At 44.0% G+C, this 16,402-nt stretch carries 14 protein-coding genes; 1 reads left to right on the top strand and 13 read right to left on the bottom strand.

Annotation, left to right across the window (positions count from 1 at the left end):
- Positions 1-53: 53 nt before the first annotated feature.
- From J9317_RS08900 to J9317_RS08845, 12 genes are all read right to left on the bottom strand, one after another.
- Complete coding sequence (locus J9317_RS08900) at positions 54-1,556, bottom strand: UDP-N-acetylmuramoyl-L-alanyl-D-glutamate--2,6-diaminopimelate ligase (RefSeq protein ID WP_211557968.1); 1,503 nt, start codon at positions 1,554-1,556, stop codon at positions 54-56.
- A 783-nt stretch (positions 1,557-2,339) separates the two neighbouring features.
- A complete protein-coding gene (locus tag J9317_RS08895; RefSeq protein ID WP_211562245.1) occupies positions 2,340-4,259 on the bottom strand; it encodes a stage V sporulation protein D in 1,920 nt (639 codons plus the stop codon).
- Positions 4,260-4,396: 137 nt separating this feature from the next.
- Entirely contained in the window at positions 4,397-6,544 is a 2,148-nt protein-coding gene (locus J9317_RS08890; protein WP_211557967.1) for a penicillin-binding transpeptidase domain-containing protein, read from the bottom strand.
- A gap of 3 nt (positions 6,545-6,547) precedes the next feature.
- Complete coding sequence (gene ftsL / locus J9317_RS08885) at positions 6,548-6,922, bottom strand: cell division protein FtsL (protein WP_211557966.1); 375 nt, start codon at positions 6,920-6,922, stop codon at positions 6,548-6,550.
- A gap of 83 nt (positions 6,923-7,005) precedes the next feature.
- A complete protein-coding gene (gene rsmH / locus J9317_RS08880; RefSeq protein ID WP_211557965.1) occupies positions 7,006-7,941 on the bottom strand; it encodes a 16S rRNA (cytosine(1402)-N(4))-methyltransferase RsmH in 936 nt (311 codons plus the stop codon).
- An 84-nt stretch (positions 7,942-8,025) separates the two neighbouring features.
- Complete coding sequence (gene mraZ / locus J9317_RS08875) at positions 8,026-8,457, bottom strand: division/cell wall cluster transcriptional repressor MraZ (RefSeq protein WP_211557963.1); 432 nt, start codon at positions 8,455-8,457, stop codon at positions 8,026-8,028.
- Between the two features lie 122 nt (positions 8,458-8,579).
- A complete protein-coding gene (gene bshC, locus J9317_RS08870) occupies positions 8,580-10,202 on the bottom strand; it encodes a bacillithiol biosynthesis cysteine-adding enzyme BshC (protein ID WP_211557961.1) in 1,623 nt (540 codons plus the stop codon).
- A gap of 88 nt (positions 10,203-10,290) precedes the next feature.
- Positions 10,291-10,677 carry a DUF3397 family protein gene (locus tag J9317_RS08865; RefSeq protein WP_211557959.1) on the bottom strand — a complete coding sequence of 129 codons (387 nt, stop codon included), beginning with the start codon at positions 10,675-10,677 and terminating at the stop codon, positions 10,291-10,293.
- A 16-nt stretch (positions 10,678-10,693) separates the two neighbouring features.
- Positions 10,694-11,566: a 2-dehydropantoate 2-reductase gene (locus J9317_RS08860; protein WP_211557958.1), complete on the bottom strand. Its 873-nt coding sequence runs from the start codon at positions 11,564-11,566 to the stop codon at positions 10,694-10,696.
- 150 nt (positions 11,567-11,716) lie between these two features.
- On the bottom strand, positions 11,717-13,249 hold the full coding sequence (locus J9317_RS08855; protein ID WP_211562244.1) for an acyl-CoA carboxylase subunit beta: 1,533 nt from the start codon (positions 13,247-13,249) through the stop codon (positions 11,717-11,719).
- 19 nt (positions 13,250-13,268) lie between these two features.
- Positions 13,269-13,484 (bottom strand): acetyl-CoA carboxylase biotin carboxyl carrier protein subunit, encoded by a 216-nt coding sequence (locus tag J9317_RS08850; RefSeq protein WP_211557957.1) that lies wholly within the window; start codon positions 13,482-13,484, stop codon positions 13,269-13,271.
- 14 nt (positions 13,485-13,498) lie between these two features.
- A complete protein-coding gene (locus J9317_RS08845) occupies positions 13,499-14,839 on the bottom strand; it encodes an acetyl-CoA carboxylase biotin carboxylase subunit (RefSeq protein WP_211557956.1) in 1,341 nt (446 codons plus the stop codon).
- A gap of 190 nt (positions 14,840-15,029) precedes the next feature.
- Between J9317_RS08845 and J9317_RS08840 the strand changes: the two genes are divergently transcribed.
- Positions 15,030-15,506 (top strand): N-acetyltransferase, encoded by a 477-nt coding sequence (locus tag J9317_RS08840; protein ID WP_211557955.1) that lies wholly within the window; start codon positions 15,030-15,032, stop codon positions 15,504-15,506.
- 48 nt (positions 15,507-15,554) lie between these two features.
- On the opposite strand, the gene J9317_RS08835 is transcribed toward J9317_RS08840, so the two are convergent.
- The gene (locus tag J9317_RS08835) at positions 15,555-16,154 is read right to left on the bottom strand and encodes an RsfA family transcriptional regulator (RefSeq protein WP_211557954.1); all 600 of its coding nucleotides are present in this window, start codon (positions 16,152-16,154) and stop codon (positions 15,555-15,557) included.
- Positions 16,155-16,402 lie beyond the last annotated feature (248 nt).

Here is a 16,402-nt window from a genome sequence, read left to right as displayed (position 1 = left end):
ATATGCTTCTGCTGATCTATTATGTTTACAACGTTTTAACATTTTCATTTTTTTCACTGCTCTCTTTTATGATCTTTCACTGCACTCTGACCGATCTTAAGGGTGCTGATGGCTTTGAGGGCTACTTCCCTGTCATCAAAATCGTAAATGTTATTCCCGATTTGCTGATACGTTTCATGCCCTTTCCCCGCAATAAGAATAACATCGCCAGGTCGTGCGTTTGCAGCTGCGAAATAAATCGCCTGCTCCCGGTTTGCGATGGAATGATAATAAGAACCCTGAACCCCTTTTTCCATATCAGCAAGAATAGCAAGTGCATCCTCGCTTCTTGGATTATCTGATGTAAAGATTGGTTCGTCAGCATATTTCACTGCAATCTGGGCCATGATCGGCCTTTTTGTTTTGTCACGGTCTCCTCCGCATCCCACTACCACAAAGGTACGGCCGGAAGAAAACTGCTGAATGGTGGTCAAAACATTTTCAAGACTATCCGGGGTATGTGCGTAGTCAACAATAACTGCAAAAGGCTGACCTGCATCAACAAGCTCAAATCTTCCTCTTACACCATCTGCTTTTTCCAAAGCAGATGCGGCTGTTTCAAGCGGGATGCCTGACACTAAGCAAGCACCGATTGCAGCAAGGACATTGTAAACGCTGAATTTGCCGATTAATTTAAGTTTCATGTTTCGCGAACCGTATGGAGTTTGCAGTAAAAAAGCCGTTCCGCTTGACGTCATTTTTATATCCGAAGCCATAACATCCGCCTTCTGATCAATGCCGTAGGTAAGAATATGGGCAGCTGTCATGCTTCTGTATTCCTCTGAGGCAGGATCATCCTGATTTAAAACCGCAAATTTAGGATTTTGATGGTTAAAAGTATTCCCAAGCTGGGAAAACAGCAGACCTTTCGCCTGTTTATAAGCATCCATCGTTCCATGGTAATCGAGATGATCCTGTGTAAGGTTTGTAAACACAGCCACATCATAGTCGCATCCATGAGCCCTGCCCATATGGAGGGCATGTGAAGATACTTCCATTACGGCATTGGATATCCCTGAGTCTGCCATTTTTCTGAATGTTTTCTGCAGGGTCAGACTTTCCGGAGTGGTGTTTCTAACTTCAAGGGTTTCATCCCCTATTTTTATGTACATTGTGCCAATCATACCGGTTTTCCTGCCGGCAGACTGCAAAACCATATCAATTAAATGGGCGGTCGTTGTTTTCCCATTTGTGCCGGTCACTCCAATTAAATGAAGCTTCTGGGTCGGCTGTCCATAAAATGCATCTGCAAGTACAGCCATAGCTCTGCTTGAATCAGGCACGATAATGACAGGTACAGGCAGGTCCAGCTCTCTTTCTGCAATAACAGCAGCGGCTCCTTGGTCTACTGCCTGTCTGGCGAAATGATGGCCATCTACCGTGTATCCTTTAATACAGATAAACAGGCTTCCTTTTCCTGCATTTCTAGAATCCATCTCAATCGATTCAATGTCAGGATCCTCACTCACATCTATATTTCCAAAATGCAAACGGGAAAGCAAATCAGTCAACTTCATCCTTATCAAACCTCTCAATTCACACTCTTTAAGATAACAATATGCCATTTATGCATACAGTACATATTTTATCTCACTTCAAGGAAAAGAGCCATTGTTAATTTAAAAGCGCAGGGGGCTCGCCCAGCCGTGAGAGACGGTGGAGCTCCCGACCGAGAGGCGCTTTTTGCCTCGACCGAGGGAGCGAAGCGTCCGAACGGCTAGCACCCGGAGCTAGACACAAAAACTAAGTTCGATAGGGCTCGCCCAGCCGTGAGAGACGGTGGAGCTCCCGACCGAGAGGCGCCATCTTAAGGAAGTTCTGCTAAGAGCGCGGCGTCCTGCCGCGACGCAGAACTGACCCGCGTCCTGCGGGCCCGAGGGAGCGAAGCGTCCGAACGGCTAGCACCCGGAGCTAGACACAAAAACTAAGTTCGATAGGGCTCGCCCAGCCGTGAGAGACGGTGGAAGCTGGACAATTTATCCGCTCAGTGAAAAGTGTATCCTGGAAAAATACAAAAATCAGTCCGGCAAAGCCTCGACTGCGCTCAACCAGACTGATTTGCCTTCAGGAAAGATCCAATCCAAAAATGATTTTATAAGGCTGTTTTTACAATTTTTGCTGAAAAAAAGCATTAGGTGTGGTGCTTTCCGCTGCAGGACCCTTGGCGATCCGCATAGCGGACGCTATAGCCGCCTTGGTCTCGCCTGTACGCTTTCCCGGACCCTCCCGCTGCAATCAGGCCTAAATCGATTTTGTTCAAAGAATCCATTTTAAAAAGAGTTTTTAAAGAAAATACCGGTTTAAGGGTTTCCCATAAACACCCGGATAGACGAACCCTCTTTCACCTTCGTACCCGCTGCAGGGGATTGCTGCACAACAACCTCGCCATTTCCGGCTACGTCGAATTTTACATTCAAAAGCTGTTCTCTCAGTTCATCCATTTCCATCCCTAAAAGATTCGGTACCTCAACGGACTTTGTGTCTCCCCATTTGTAGACTTTCTCCATCTGATCCTTACGAGGCTTAACGCCCATTTCCGGAAGGCTGTCTCTCATAATATTGCCGACAATCGGAGCCGCCACCGTTCCTCCGAATTGAACAGTCCCTTTCGGATTATCAACCGCTACATAGACGACAAGTTCAGGATCATCTGCAGGGGCAAAGCCAATGAAGGACACAATGAAGTTGTTTTTCAGGTAAGCTCCATTGCTTACCTTTTGGGCTGTTCCCGTTTTCCCTCCAACCCTGTACCCTTCAACAAAAGCATTTTTCCCCGTTCCGCTCGCTACTACGCTTTCCAGGGCATATCGAATCTTCTTCGAGGTTTCTTCAGAAATGACCCTGCGCTTTTCTACAGGAGCTTTTTTGCTCGTTACTGCACCTGTTACAGGATCAACGAGCTCTTTAGCAACGTACGGAGTATATAATATACCTCCATTAACCGCGGCAGAGACTGCAGCCACCTGCTGAATCGGGGTTACCGAAACTCCTTGTCCAAATGCTGTTGTTGCCTGTTCTACAGGTCCAACCCTGTCCAGATTAAAAAGAATTCCTCTTCCCTCACCTTGAAGATCAATACCCGTTTTTTGGCCGAATCCGAAATCCTTAATGTATTTAAACAGTTTTTCTTTGCCTAATCGCTGCCCCAATGCGACAAACCCGGGGTTGCAGGAGTTTTGAACAACTTCCAAAAAACTCTGTGAACCATGTCCGCCTCTCTTCCAGCATTTCAGTCTGGCTCCGGATACCTCAATCGATCCGGGATCATGAAAATGATCTTGTTCCAAATCTACTTTTTGTTCCTCTAATGCGGCAGCGAGAGTAATAATCTTAAATGTAGAACCGGGTTCATATGTGCTCCATACAGGTAAATTGCGGTTGTATACGATTGGCTTTACATCTTGATAATTGGCGGGATCAAAATCAGGTCTTGAAGACATCCCTAGAATTTCACCATTTTTAGGATTCATAGCAATCGCAATCATTCCATCTGCTTTGTATTGCGCTTGTGCCAAATCAAGTTCCCTCTCAATAATGGTCTGCACCTTTGAATCAATTGTCAGTTTTAGCGTTTGTCCGTCTGTTGGGGATTTGTAGTCATCCGCCTCATTCGGCATTCGTTTCCCTTTTGCATCCGAATAAAATTTAACAAACCCCTTTTCGCCTTTGAGATCTTTATCGTATACGGCTTCAAGGCCAAGCAGTCCCTGGTTATCAATCCCTGCGAATCCCAGTACATGCGACAGATAGCTGCCATTCGGATAATATCGTTTGCTGTCCTCTCCTATATAAACACCTTTAATCCCAAGAGCCCTGACCTCTCCCGCTTTTTCATGGGAAATCTTTCTGCCCTCCGGCTTCAGCGTGACAATCATTTCATTTTTAGTTAGAAAATCATATGCTTTCTTCTTAGTCATATTCAATACAGGCGCCAGCTTCTCTGCTGCTTCTGCAGGGTTCTCCACCTGCCTTGGCACAGCATAAACTGTCGGAGCACTGATATTTGTAGCAAGCTTCACACCATTCCTGTCCAAAATCTCTCCGCGTTCAGGTTCAAACGGAAGATTACGGCTCCACAAATCCTTTGCTCCTGCTGTCAGCTTGTCACCAAGTATGAATTGGACATATCCGAGCCTGACATCTATCACAGCAAATACAAGCACACCAATCAGCAAAACAGCAGCAAGCCTTTTTCTGACAGTAACCTGGGAAACTCGCAACATTCATCACTCCTTGTCTATGCTCCTCCCACTATATGCTTGTACAATGGACGATAGAACTTGGACGGGACAGCTCAATGCCTATCCATTAACTCTAAAAAAAGAGACTCTTGTATTGAACAAGAGTCTCCCAATTTTTAAGAAGGCGGCTTTAACTCAACGGTTAAAAGAGTTTCCTTACTAACAATCGTGCCTTTAGGTATACTCTGCTTGGCTGAAAAACCCTGGCCGGAAAATGAAACCCTTAACTGTAGCAAGTCAGCCAGTTTCATTATATCCCGCTTAGACCATCCGGAAAGATCAGGCATTTTTACTTTTCCGCCTGTTTGCAGAAATACTCTTTCTCCTTTTGAAATCACTGTCCTCTCAGAAGGGGATTGCGCCTCTACAGAAGGACCTGAGCCAAGAATGATTGGTTTATAGGAACCTGATTCAAGAAGTTTGGCAGAACCCTTTGCATTTTTCCCAATATAAGATTCCATTACAGGATCCTGTGCTTTAGGTGCCGTCTCTTCATTTTTCTCTTTTCCTTTTTCAGGCTGAATCTGCAAATATTGAAGACTATTTTGCATAACGGTTTTAAAAATGGAGGAAACAGGCATTGACCCGATTTCAGTCGGTTCAAGTTCAGGCTGCTGAACAGCTACATATACGAGCAGCTCCGGATCATCCTTAGGCGCCATCCCCATGAAGGAGAAAATGAAGTTCTCTTTTCCGCTCATATACCGTCCGTTTTCTCCGGGAATTTGTGCTGTGCCCGTTTTCCCCGCTACATCATATCCTTCAATTGCAAAAGGCTTACCGGTACCGTTTTTAGAAGTTACGACCTTCCCCATCAAATCCCGAACCTGTGCAGCCGTAGCTTCTGAAATTGGCCGGCCAATCTGCTTCGGTTCATTTTTCTTAATTACTTTATTGGCATCCGCATCCACAATCTGATCAATCAGGTATGGTTTCATTAGCTTTCCGCCATTGGCAATAGCAGTTGCAGCCTGAATTTGTTCAATGACTGTAGCGGTTGACCCCTGCCCAAAGGAGGCGGTTGCTAATGAGATTTTGCTGTCACTATTGATCTTACCTGCTTTCTCACCTGGTAAATCAATTCCTGTTTTTTCCCCAAAACCGAATTTATTCATATAATTACTGTAGGTATCCGGGCCGAGTTTCATTGCCAGGTTAATCATCGCTACGTTTGAAGAGCGCTCAAAACCTTCATCATACGGGATCGTGCCCCAACCGGTTTTATTATGGTCTTTAATAACCTTTGTCCCGATCTTATAGCTGCCTGATTTATAGGTTGAACTGCCTTTATATACACCTTGCTCTATTGCAGATGCTACTGTGTACATTTTCATCGTTGATCCCGGTTCAATCGGGTAGCCAATAATATCATTATTAAAATTGGAAATGTCTCTCGTGTTGGGATTGAAGCTTGGACGCTGGCTCATTGCTAAAATTTTTCCTGTTTTAGGATCCGCAACAACCGCCATGATTTTTTTCGGACTGTATTCTTTCACGGTCTGATTCATTGCATCCTCCAGGAACGTCTGAATCTTCTGATCAAGCGTCAAATAAATATCACTTCCATTGTCAGGAGGTGTAATTTCATCACGGCTCCCCGGGAGCTTCCAGCCATAATGGTCACTATTGTATTTAATAGAACCGTCCTTTTCCTGCAGGAAACTGTCCAGGCTCTTTTCAAGCCCCAGCATTCCTGAGGTAACTCCGTTCTCTTCATTTTTCTGGGCATAGCCTATAATATCGGAGGCGAAAACACCATTCGGATAAAAACGCTTTTGATTCTTCATAAAGGCAATCCCGGGAAGCTTAAGCTTTTCAATTTTAAGCTTTTCAGTCTGGCTCAAATTTCTTCCATCTGCTCCAAATTCTACTTGCTTCGCGTCTTTATGAAGAATTTCAAGTGCTTTAGACGTGTCAATATCCAAAATTGGTGCAAGCTTTTCCGCTGTAGTCTCTTTATCTACTACATGCTGGGGCTTTTTAGGATCCGTTGTCAGCGACTCGTCCAGAATAGCAACGAGCGTATATGCCGATGTATCTTCGGCAATTGCTTCCCCGTTCCGATCAAGAATCGATCCTCTTGATGCCTCCAGTGTCTGCTGCTTTTCATATTTTTGTGCCGCGCGCGCAGCAAGAACCTGCCCATCCACTTGTCCAGTCAGCTGAATATACAAAAATCTGCCTGTAATGATAAAGAAGAGCACCGCAAAAAGTGTTGCTAATACGGCTGCTCCTCTATTCATGTTTTTATTTTTTTTCAGCATGCGCTATTCCTTGACAACCTTCACATTGTTCTTATCAAGAGTAAGTCCAAGCTCTTTCGCTCTTTCCCAAATTCTTTCATAGTTGCTCAGTTCCTTCACTTGAATCTGAAGATCGGCATTTGTCTTGCCTTGGGCATCAACCTGTGCCTCCAGCTTCTGGATCTCCATGCTGGCTTGATAGGAGGCCACGCTGTTAGCGATAAGATGGATGCTCGCTGCTGCCAGTCCAAGGACAAACAGGACAAGCAGAACCTTTTCCCCGAGCGTTATCGGGAGTCTTCTTTTAATGGGCATCGCCTTAGGCTGAGTCTGGGGCTGTGTTTGGCGTATCGTTTGTTCCTGGGCGCGCTGATTAACTTTAACGGCTAAATTACTCATGGCTGGACCTCCTCTTCTACCTTCTCATATTTTCATCTTTGCTCATTTTTCATCAAAGGCTTTTCTCTCTATTTATCGGCCGATTATTTTATTTTTTCTGCAATTCTCAGTTTAGCGGAACGTGACCGGTTATTATCGGTAAGCTCCTCTTCAGCTGGCAAAATCGGCTTTCGCGTGACAAGTTTAATTTTCGGTTCGAACTCTTTCGGAATAACCGGCAGTCCCGGCGGAAGCTGAGGAAGCTCAGCCGCCTGTTTGAATGTCGTTTTGCAAATTCTGTCTTCAAGGGAATGGAACGTAATTACGCTTATTCTTCCTGTCGGATTAAGAAGCTCAATGGACTGTTCAATTGCCTCCTCAAACACTTTCAGTTCATCATTAACGGCAATGCGGATCGCCTGGAAAATCCTTTTAGCCGGATGTCCGCCTGTACGCCTTGCAGGTGCAGGGATCCCATCCTTGATCAATTCCACCAGTTCGCCAGTCGTTTTAATCGGTTCCTTTTCACGTCTTGCTTCAATTTTCCTTGCAATTTGTTTGGAAAATTTCTCTTCTCCATATCGGAAAAAGATTCTCACAAGGTCTTCATAGCTCCAATTATTCACGACATCGTATGCGGACAAGTCAGATTGCTGATCCATTCTCATATCAAGGGGTGCATCATGGTGATAGCTGAAGCCCCTTTCAGGAGTATCCAGCTGAGGAGAGGAAACGCCTAAATCGAAGAGAATCCCGTCAACCTTTTCCACACCGTACTCTGCAAGTTTTTCTTTAATGTGCCTGAAATTGCTTTTGATGAGGATGGCCTGTCCTTCATATGCCGCTAGTTTGTGTTTTGCATTTTCAATGGCTGTGTCATCCTGGTCAAAAGCGAACAATCTGCCTTCTGAAGATAATTGCGAAAGCAAGTATTCACTGTGACCCGCACCGCCAAGAGTGCAATCAACATATGTACCGTTGCGTTTAATGTTCAGACCATCTACCGTCTCTTTCAGTAATACTGTTTTATGTTCAAACATGGATGAACCCACCTTTATATCAAATTCGAATGATAACGTATGCAGCCCGATTCATATGTTTCGCAGCGCATGCACAATGATTAATTATATATCAAAACCAATCATGTTTTCAGCTATTTCTGCGAAAGAGTCTTCCTGCTGGTCTATATAGTCTTCCCAAATCGGCTTGCTCCATAGTTCAATTCGATTTGATACCCCGATGACAACGCAATCTTTTTCAAGCTTAGCGTAATTCAGCAGAGCGGATGCAATATTAATCCGTCCCTGTTTATCCAGTTCACATTCCACTGCACCTGAAAAGAAGAATCGTGTAAACGCCCGAGCGTCTTTTTTAGTAAGCGGCAGAGTTTTGAGTTTATCTTCCAGGATGATCCACTCTGACATTGGATAGCCGAATAGACATTGGTCGAGTCCTCTCGTTAGGACAAAAGACTCACCTAACCCATCACGGAATTTAGCTGGGACGATCATGCGGCCTTTTGCATCGATTGTATGCTGATATTCCCCCATGAACATACCTTGTCCCCACTCTCTCTCCCAAACTCACCACTTTCCCCCACTTATCTCCACTTCCCATTCTACACGTTTTGAAAACAAAAAAAAACCCTGTACAGCACAGGATTTTTAAAAAAGTTACGTTAAATTTTGACAACCTTATGTTGATTATTAAAGGAATATGACAAACCTGCAAGATTTTGAGGGAAATGACTGCCGTACTTGTTTAAATAGTAATATATGTTCCAAATTCTTTCCTGCGGGCTGCCTCCCGGAGAAATAGCCCGTTCTGCCCTGTCAAATTTCGCTAAAATGTGATGGTGTTTCTGTTCAATATTTTTCTTAGCTTCTCTTTTCAGCAGGTCCAATTGCCTAACTACGAACTGTTTATTCTTTTTTGAGTAAGCTTCCATACCGGGATATTCAGCAACTATTTTATTTGTCAGCTGTTCATGAATCCTGCTGATTTCATTAATGGCCTCGTCTGCGATTCCATCAATCTCGATCTGCTGATGATCATTCAGCCACTGTTCCTTCAATTTGCCGAGGCTCCCATTTAATGCTTCAGGGATTGCCGTTTGTATATCCTGCAAATCAGAATCAATGGAACGTTCCAGGATGGTTACATTCAATCTTGGCACGACCGGCGGCATTTTGATGTCAATTGATTCAAAAGCCTGTTTTAATTCTGCCCAATAGGATAGTTCGCCAGGTCCTGCAATAAAAGCGAGTGTTGGGAGAAGGAGTTCCTGCATAATCGGCCTTGTGACAACATTGTTGCTGAATTTTTCCGGGCAGTCAGCTAATTCGTTCAGAAACTCCTGCTGTGTGAAGGAGACCCGGTTTTCTTTATCTGCAAACTCTCCTGATTCAAGGCGCTGCATTAGAAGCCTTTCGCCATCTGCTTCATAAAACAGGTTAGCACTTTCAAAAGCTGTTTCGATAATGGGCGAGAATCCATTTTCTCTTATGATTTGCTGCTGATTCATCATGCCGCGCGCCAGTTCATCATTTTTTTGGATCATTGCAGAGAAATGCTCCGTTTCAAGCTCACGAAGTCCTGGGTCTGCAGATTGAATAAGGACAATGCCCTCGGAGCCGAACAGATCCATGATCAGCCATTCGAAAAATTCTGTATATGTAGAGGACTTTTCCATGTACATAGTGAGTTTCTTTAAAAGGTCTTTTGTATGCTGTGTTTCTCCAAAGGACTGAATGACTTCTTCTATCCACCTTTTACAGGCAGCGTGGTCAAGTTCTGCAAACGCTACAGAGCGTTTATCCAAATACCTCTGGCTGATTGCTTTCTTTTTGATCCGGTCATTTTTTTGAATATAAACGTGATTAATTTCATCAAAATCATGGTCCTCACCTGCAACCCAAAATACAGGGATAACCGGTGATCCGAGCTTCTCCTCCTGCTGCTTAGCCAAGGCAAGAATGGAAACGACCTTATGAATGGTGTATAGCGGACCGGTTAATAATCCAGCCTGCTGTCCGCCCACCACAACGGTGCTTGATTCATCAAGCAGCCGATCAATATTCCTCATTGCAGCAGGAGCCTGAAATTTTTCGTTGTAGGTTTTTAAATAAGAAGACAATTCTTTCCGGTTAAATGAGCGCTTTAAAAGGTCATCTTGACGTTTCGCATAAACGTCTTCCAGGCTGATGTCATAATCAAAATATGTATGAATATCCAAAGTTTTCTCAATCAGTGCATTGACAAACGGATTCGCCGATTGCAGGGAGAACTCGAAAATCTCCATGATGTACTTCCTTTCTCGGTTAAAAATGCATTCCGTCAAAAAGTATAGCACTTCTTGATGGCTTTGTTAAAAAATACGTTTCACTATGCTAATAAAGTTCATTCAGGATATAAAGACCTGCGCCATAAATCAATAAAATAAAGGACGCAGAGAAATACACTAGGAATGACAATCTCCACATCTTTTTTAAAGCTTTCCAAGGCCTTTTCCATTTAGCCAATGCAAAAAACAGGATGAAGACAAGGAACCAGCCAATAAAACTCCAGTACAAATAAATTAGGGCAGGCAGCTCCCATATTGTGATCATCTTAATATATACCGAGAAGAAAAACAGAAAAACACTGAGATCTACTGCAGCCAGCAGTGCCTTCTTCCCCTTTCCTGTCGCAGCTTTCAAAGTGAAGATAAGCAAAATGAAGATGATTGCAGGTGCAAGCGCTGCGGCACCGAGTAATATTGATAAAATCCCCTTCAACTGCATCCGCCCCCCTTCAGCTGTTTTCCATCCCTTTTATTGCATTCGTTAAGAAAGAAAGGGTTGGAGCACGTCTGTTTTTATCCTCTGCCAAATCAAGGACATAGCCTGCAATTGCCTCAATCTCTGTTTTTCTACCCATGCGCAAGTCCTGCAGCATCGAGGAAATATTACTGGAAGTTGCTCTGCATACATCCTCAACTTTTTTCCACTGACTGGCTTCATCCCCAACTTCCAGGACCGGGAAAACTTCATCAAACACTTGCTTCAGCAAAAGATAATAATGAGGATTTTCTGTGAGCTGTCCATTCCGGACATTCAGCAGCCCTGTAAGCGGATTGATGCATGCATTGACCAGCAGCTTTCCTGCAACAACCTCATACCAATCGGAGCGAAAGACAAACGGAAAATCTTCAGTACTGAGAGACTCAATAATTTCACTGCTGCTCCCTTCCTGAAAAGGTGAGAAGACCGTAGTTCCGATTCCGTTATGCTGAACGTCCCTTTCCCCGTTTTTAACGGCTCCATGACTAACAGAGCCTGTATAAATAAGATGTCCTTTCAAATCAGACAAACTTTTAATGTGCCCCATTCCATTCTGTAAGAAGAGCAGGGTTTTCGGTTCTTCTGAGGAAAGATGATCGAGGATCGATGGGAGGTGAAATTGTTTTACAGTCACAATAAGCAGCTTCTCCTCATAATGTCTGCTTGAAGAAGCATGAGGATAACTGATTTCTGTTTCTCCATCTTTACAGACCGCAATCCCTTGTTGGCGTATTTTGGAAGCCTGCGCTTCTGTATTCGTATATAAGGTAAGTTGATGATTCCGGCTTAAATATGCTGCAAATAATAAGCCAATCGCGCCGCCGCCAATTATTCCGGCTTTCATATAGCAAGCCCCCTTTTTCCCTAATCATACCAAATTTCCATTAAGCAAAACATCCGTTTGGTGCACATCATGAAAAAAAAATGACCTGCTCTCAAGCACGTTGGCTGCAGGCAGCTCTCTTGTGCAGGATTGCAAATCATCTTTTTCGCATTATACCGGATATACCGGGTGTTTGCGGTACGGAAGCAGTTCTTCCTTTGTTTCATATTGTTTAAACCGCATAATCAATTCCTGGCGGAGATCATCCGCTCCAACAATATGATCTATAATCATTTCTGATGCAAGCCGGTATATATCAATCGTTTCTTTGTATTCCTGCTGCTTTTCCATTACATACTTCATTCGTTCTTTTGGATCCTCAATCTCGTTGATCTTATTGGAATAAACCGCATTTACAGCGGCTTCAGGTCCCATTACTGCGATTTGCGCAGAAGGAAGGGCAATGCAGCAATCCGGTTCAAAAGCGGGACCTGACATAGCATACAAGCCTGCGCCATAAGCCTTTCTTACAATAACTGATATCCTCGGCACAGTAGCGGAACTCATCGCTGCGATCATTTTCGCCCCGTGGCGGATGATTCCAGCTCTCTCCACTTTCGTGCCAATCATGAATCCAGGTACATCCGCCAGGAAAAGCAGCGGAATTTGAAAGGCATCACATAATGCAACAAACTTTGCCGCTTTATCTGCTGAATCCACGAAAAGCACCCCGCCTTTAACTCGCGGCTGATTCGCAACAATGCCTACAACTTTCCCGTCAATTCTGGCAAGTCCCGTAATTAATTCCTGTGCAAACAGCTTTTTAATTTCAAAGAAGCTGCCCCCGTCTATCAATGAATCAATTGCGTCATACATATCGAACGGTGCATTTTGGTTTTCCGGAATAATGGAAGAAAGCAATTTTTCACTTAAAGGAGCGACGGACTCTGTTTCAGAAGGCCGATTTCTAAAATTTGCAGGAAAATACGTCAAGTATGTTCGGGCTTCAGCAATTGCTTCTTCCTCGGTAGATACAAGCACATCACCGCAGCCGCTTATACTGCAATGCATCCTTGCTCCTCCCATTTCCTCAAGCGACACCTTCTCCCCGATTACCTTCTCTGCCATGCGCGGGGAACCAAGGTACATAGAAGCGTTTCCTTCCACCATAATCACAATGTCACAAAATGCAGGAATGTATGCTCCTCCCGCTGCAGATGGGCCAAAGAGCAAACAAATCTGCGGGATCATTCCGGATAGCCTGACCTGATTATGAAAAATTCTTCCCGCGCCCCTTCTGTTTGGAAACATATCAAGCTGATCTGTAATTCTCGCTCCTGCTGAATCCACCAAGTACAGCAGCGGGACCATTAATTTCTCAGCAGTCTCCTGGATCCGGATAATTTTCTCTACAGTTCTCGCTCCCCAGGAACCTGCCTTAACTGTCGAATCATTGGCCATCACACATACCGTTTGCCCATGCACCTGACCTATTGCTGTTACCACCCCGTCAGCCGGAAGATCCCCAGCAAGGTGATTCGCAAATTTGCCGTCCTCCGAATACTGGCCATTATCAAAAAGCTGCTTAAGACGGTCACGGACAAACAGTTTTCCCTGCTCTCGGGATTTATCATGATATTTTTGATGACCGCCGGCTTCTGCTTCCGCAATTTTTTCCTTTAATTGATCATTCAGCTCTATCATTTTCAATGCAAAGCCCCCCTTAATCCTCTAGTAAAACCAGTACATCCCCTTCATTTACGAAATCGCCCATCTGAACTTTTATTTCCTTAACTGTTCCAGAATAGGAGGATTCAATAGGAATCTCCATTTTCATTGATTCAAGCATCATCAAATCCTGTCCTGATGCTACCGCTGCACCTGCTTCAACTAAAACACTCAATACAGTACCTGCCATGCTTGCTGTAACTTCTTTCATGTTTGATCCATCCTTTACCCGACTATTTTTGATTTTTTTAATAAAGATGTAGTGTATTGGCCTGATTTAAATTCTTCGTCCTTTAGCACCTTCACAAAAAGAGGCAAATTGGATTTGACCCCTTCAATCTGCATCCCTCTAAAAACTTCAGCCGCTTTGAGCATAGCTGCTTCTCGATTTTCACCATATACAACCGCTTTTGCGATGAGCGGATCATAAAAAGGGGTAATTTGATTTCCTTCAATATAGGTCCGGTCTATAACGAAACCAGATGGCTCCGGATATGTAAACACATTTAACTTCCCGGGCGAAGGGATGAATTTTTCCGGATCCTCTGCATAAAGCCTGAATTCAAACGCATGACCAATTTTCCGGATTTCACCCTGATTTAAGGGAAGAGCTTCTCCTCTAGCGGCAAGGATCTGCCACTTCACCAAATCCAGCCCTGTAATCATTTCAGTAACACGGTGCTCCACCTGCAGGCGGGTATTCATTTCAAGAAAATAAAACTGCTCCTTTTCATCCATAATGAATTCAACGGTCCCCGCATTCCTATATCCCACATGAAGAGCTGCCTGAACGGCTGCCTTGCATATTTTCTGACGTGTCTCTTCTGAAATACTTGGTGAAGGCGCTTCTTCAATTACCTTTTGATTCCTGCGCTGAACTGAGCATTCCCTTTCGAACAAGTGAACAATATTCCCATGCTCGTCCCCGAATATTTGAACCTCAATATGGCGGGATTCAGCAATATACTTTTCAATAAAAACTTCGTCATTTCCGAAGTAAGCTTTTGCTCTGTTTTTAGCAGATGCATATACTTTTTCAAGCTCGGCTTTATCATGGCATAGATGCATCCCAATCCCGCCTCCGCCTCCGCTTGCTTTCAGCATCACGGGAAAACCGATCTGTTCTGCTTTCTCTGCAGCCTGCCCGAGTGTCTCCAAGCCAAGTTCACTGCCCGGCACTACAGGAATTCCGGCTTCCATCATGGTTTTTCTTGCAAGAACCTTATCGCCCATTTTTTCAATCACAGCCGAAGAAGGCCCAATAAATAACAATCCATGCTCTTCTGTTTTTCGGACAAAATCACTATTCTCCGAGAGGAATCCATATCCCGGATGAATCGCATCTGCCCCTTCTCTCACCGCTAATTCCAAAATAGAATCCGCAAGAAGATATGATTTCCCTACCGGCGGCTCACCGATTCGGAAGGAATAATCCGCTTCCTTTACATATGGCAGGTCCTGATCCGCATCTGAAAAAATTGCAATCGTCTCAATCTTCATCCGCTTGCACGTCTCAATAATCCGCGAAGCAATTTCACCCCTGTTTGCAATCAATACTTTTTTCAACGATTCCCACCCCCTGTTTCAAAAAAAGACCATCTTCAAATATATGTTTCTACAATATGAAGCAATATCCTTTATTTTTTTGAAAGCGTTTCCTAACCCTTTGTGAAAAGTACTGGAAGCATGGTATAATGACATTAGTCAATAAATTTAAAATTTTGCTACTTTTCAGCTGCATCAAGGGGGAAAAAATATGCACAAGGTGGAACGCCTTCTTATTAATTACAAAACACTTGAAGAGTTTAAAAGGTTTAAAGAATATGGACTTCAGGAGCTATCCATGCTCGAGGATCTTGAAGGGAATATTATTGAAAATGACAGTGACTCCCCGTTTTACGGAATCTATTTTGGAGAAAAGCTGGTCGCCAGGATGAGTCTTTACAAAGTAGATAAAAAATTTGATCAATACTTTACTCCACAGCAGGATTACTTGGAGCTTTGGAAGCTTGAGGTTCTTCCTGATTATCAGCGGGGAGGCTATGGCCAGTCCCTGGTTGAATTTGCTAAATCCTTCAAGCTCCCGATTAAAACGAATCCACGAGTCAAATCCGCAGATTTCTGGAGTAAAATGGATTTCGAAGCTGTTAAATACGATATGGAACGGGATAAAGGAGAAAACCCGCTGCTTTGGTCGCCGGATGCCTCCCATCATTCCTCAGAATCTGCCTAAACTAAACAGGACCGCTCGAGGAGAGCGGTCCTGTTCATTCGTCTGGAATTATTTTTCTATTCTCTCCAGATTCCCGTTGCGGTCCATCTGAAATTTCACTTTGCGGTTCCGTTCGTCTTCCTGAGAGATTGCCATCTTTCTGGCACGATCCATTATTTCAATAAGGGACTGATAGTCTTCCTCTACAAGCTGAAGCTGATTCTGCAAGATTAGCTTTTCTTTCTCAAGAATGGTAACCTGCTGCTCAAGCTGCTGCACTTTTGCCGAAAGAAGTTCATTGCTTTCCTTTAAAATTCTTGCATCCGCTGAGTCGTCATAGGCTTCTAAAAATTTTACAATCTCTTTTATCGTTAGGCCGCCCTTATCATCAGAAACGGCCGTAATCTCCTTCACTGCTTCCTTAACCGGCTCCAATTTCCCCCTTGACTCCTTGCGAAGCTTTTTCGCATGATCAATGCCGGACTTATACTGCTTTCTCACGTATGAATTCCACCTGAATCCGCACGCAGCAGCAGTCCTGGACAAATGTCTGCCCACCTCTTCAAAAGCAGCCAGCTGGGTCCCGCCCTCTCTAATATGGCGAAGCACCACTTCAGCAAGCAAAAGATCCTCATCCTGCGTCCAAGCATCCTGTCTTGTAGCCGTCATCCCATTTCCCCCCAATATCGTTTTCCTATACATATGCTGATGATAGATTCGATAGACTATGTACTAAAACAAAAGCGGAAGTGATATTATATAGGGTTTTTGCCAAGAGCTCGCCGTACCGCCTCAGCCTGCGGGCAGCTGGACGAAGGAAGATCCATACTGCAAATCTGGATACCAGTTTCAGAATCTAATGGGGAAGGTTTAAAAACCTAGAATAAACTTAATCCTGCTCTTTTTATAAGAAAGCA

The sequence above is a fragment of the Metabacillus flavus genome, assembly GCF_018283675.1.
GTDB lineage: Bacteria > Bacillota > Bacilli > Bacillales > Bacillaceae > Metabacillus_B > Metabacillus_B flavus.
The sequence above is the reverse complement of the archived record's forward strand: the minus strand, read 5'-3'. Positions and strand labels throughout refer to the sequence as shown.

Bases quoted from the DNA above. Each gene is read 5' to 3' on its own strand.
- J9317_RS08900 (WP_211557968.1), bottom strand. From the start codon at position 1,556: ATGAAGTTGACTGATTTGCTTTCCCGTTTGCATTTTGGAAATATAGAT.
- J9317_RS08890 (WP_211557967.1), bottom strand. From the start codon at position 6,544: ATGCTGAAAAAAAATAAAAACATGAATAGAGGAGCAGCCGTATTAGCA.
- ftsL (WP_211557966.1), bottom strand. From the start codon at position 6,922: ATGAGTAATTTAGCCGTTAAAGTTAATCAGCGCGCCCAGGAACAAACG.
- rsmH (WP_211557965.1), bottom strand. From the start codon at position 7,941: ATGTTTGAACATAAAACAGTATTACTGAAAGAGACGGTAGATGGTCTG.
- mraZ (WP_211557963.1), bottom strand. From the start codon at position 8,457: ATGTTCATGGGGGAATATCAGCATACAATCGATGCAAAAGGCCGCATG.
- bshC (WP_211557961.1), bottom strand. From the start codon at position 10,202: ATGGAGATTTTCGAGTTCTCCCTGCAATCGGCGAATCCGTTTGTCAAT.
- J9317_RS08860 (WP_211557958.1), bottom strand. From the start codon at position 11,566: ATGAAAGCCGGAATAATTGGCGGCGGCGCGATTGGCTTATTATTTGCA.
- J9317_RS08855 (WP_211562244.1), bottom strand. From the start codon at position 13,249: ATGATAGAGCTGAATGATCAATTAAAGGAAAAAATTGCGGAAGCAGAA.
- J9317_RS08850 (WP_211557957.1), bottom strand. From the start codon at position 13,484: ATGAAAGAAGTTACAGCAAGCATGGCAGGTACTGTATTGAGTGTTTTA.
- J9317_RS08840 (WP_211557955.1), top strand. From the start codon at position 15,030: ATGCACAAGGTGGAACGCCTTCTTATTAATTACAAAACACTTGAAGAG.
- J9317_RS08835 (WP_211557954.1), bottom strand. From the start codon at position 16,154: ATGACGGCTACAAGACAGGATGCTTGGACGCAGGATGAGGATCTTTTG.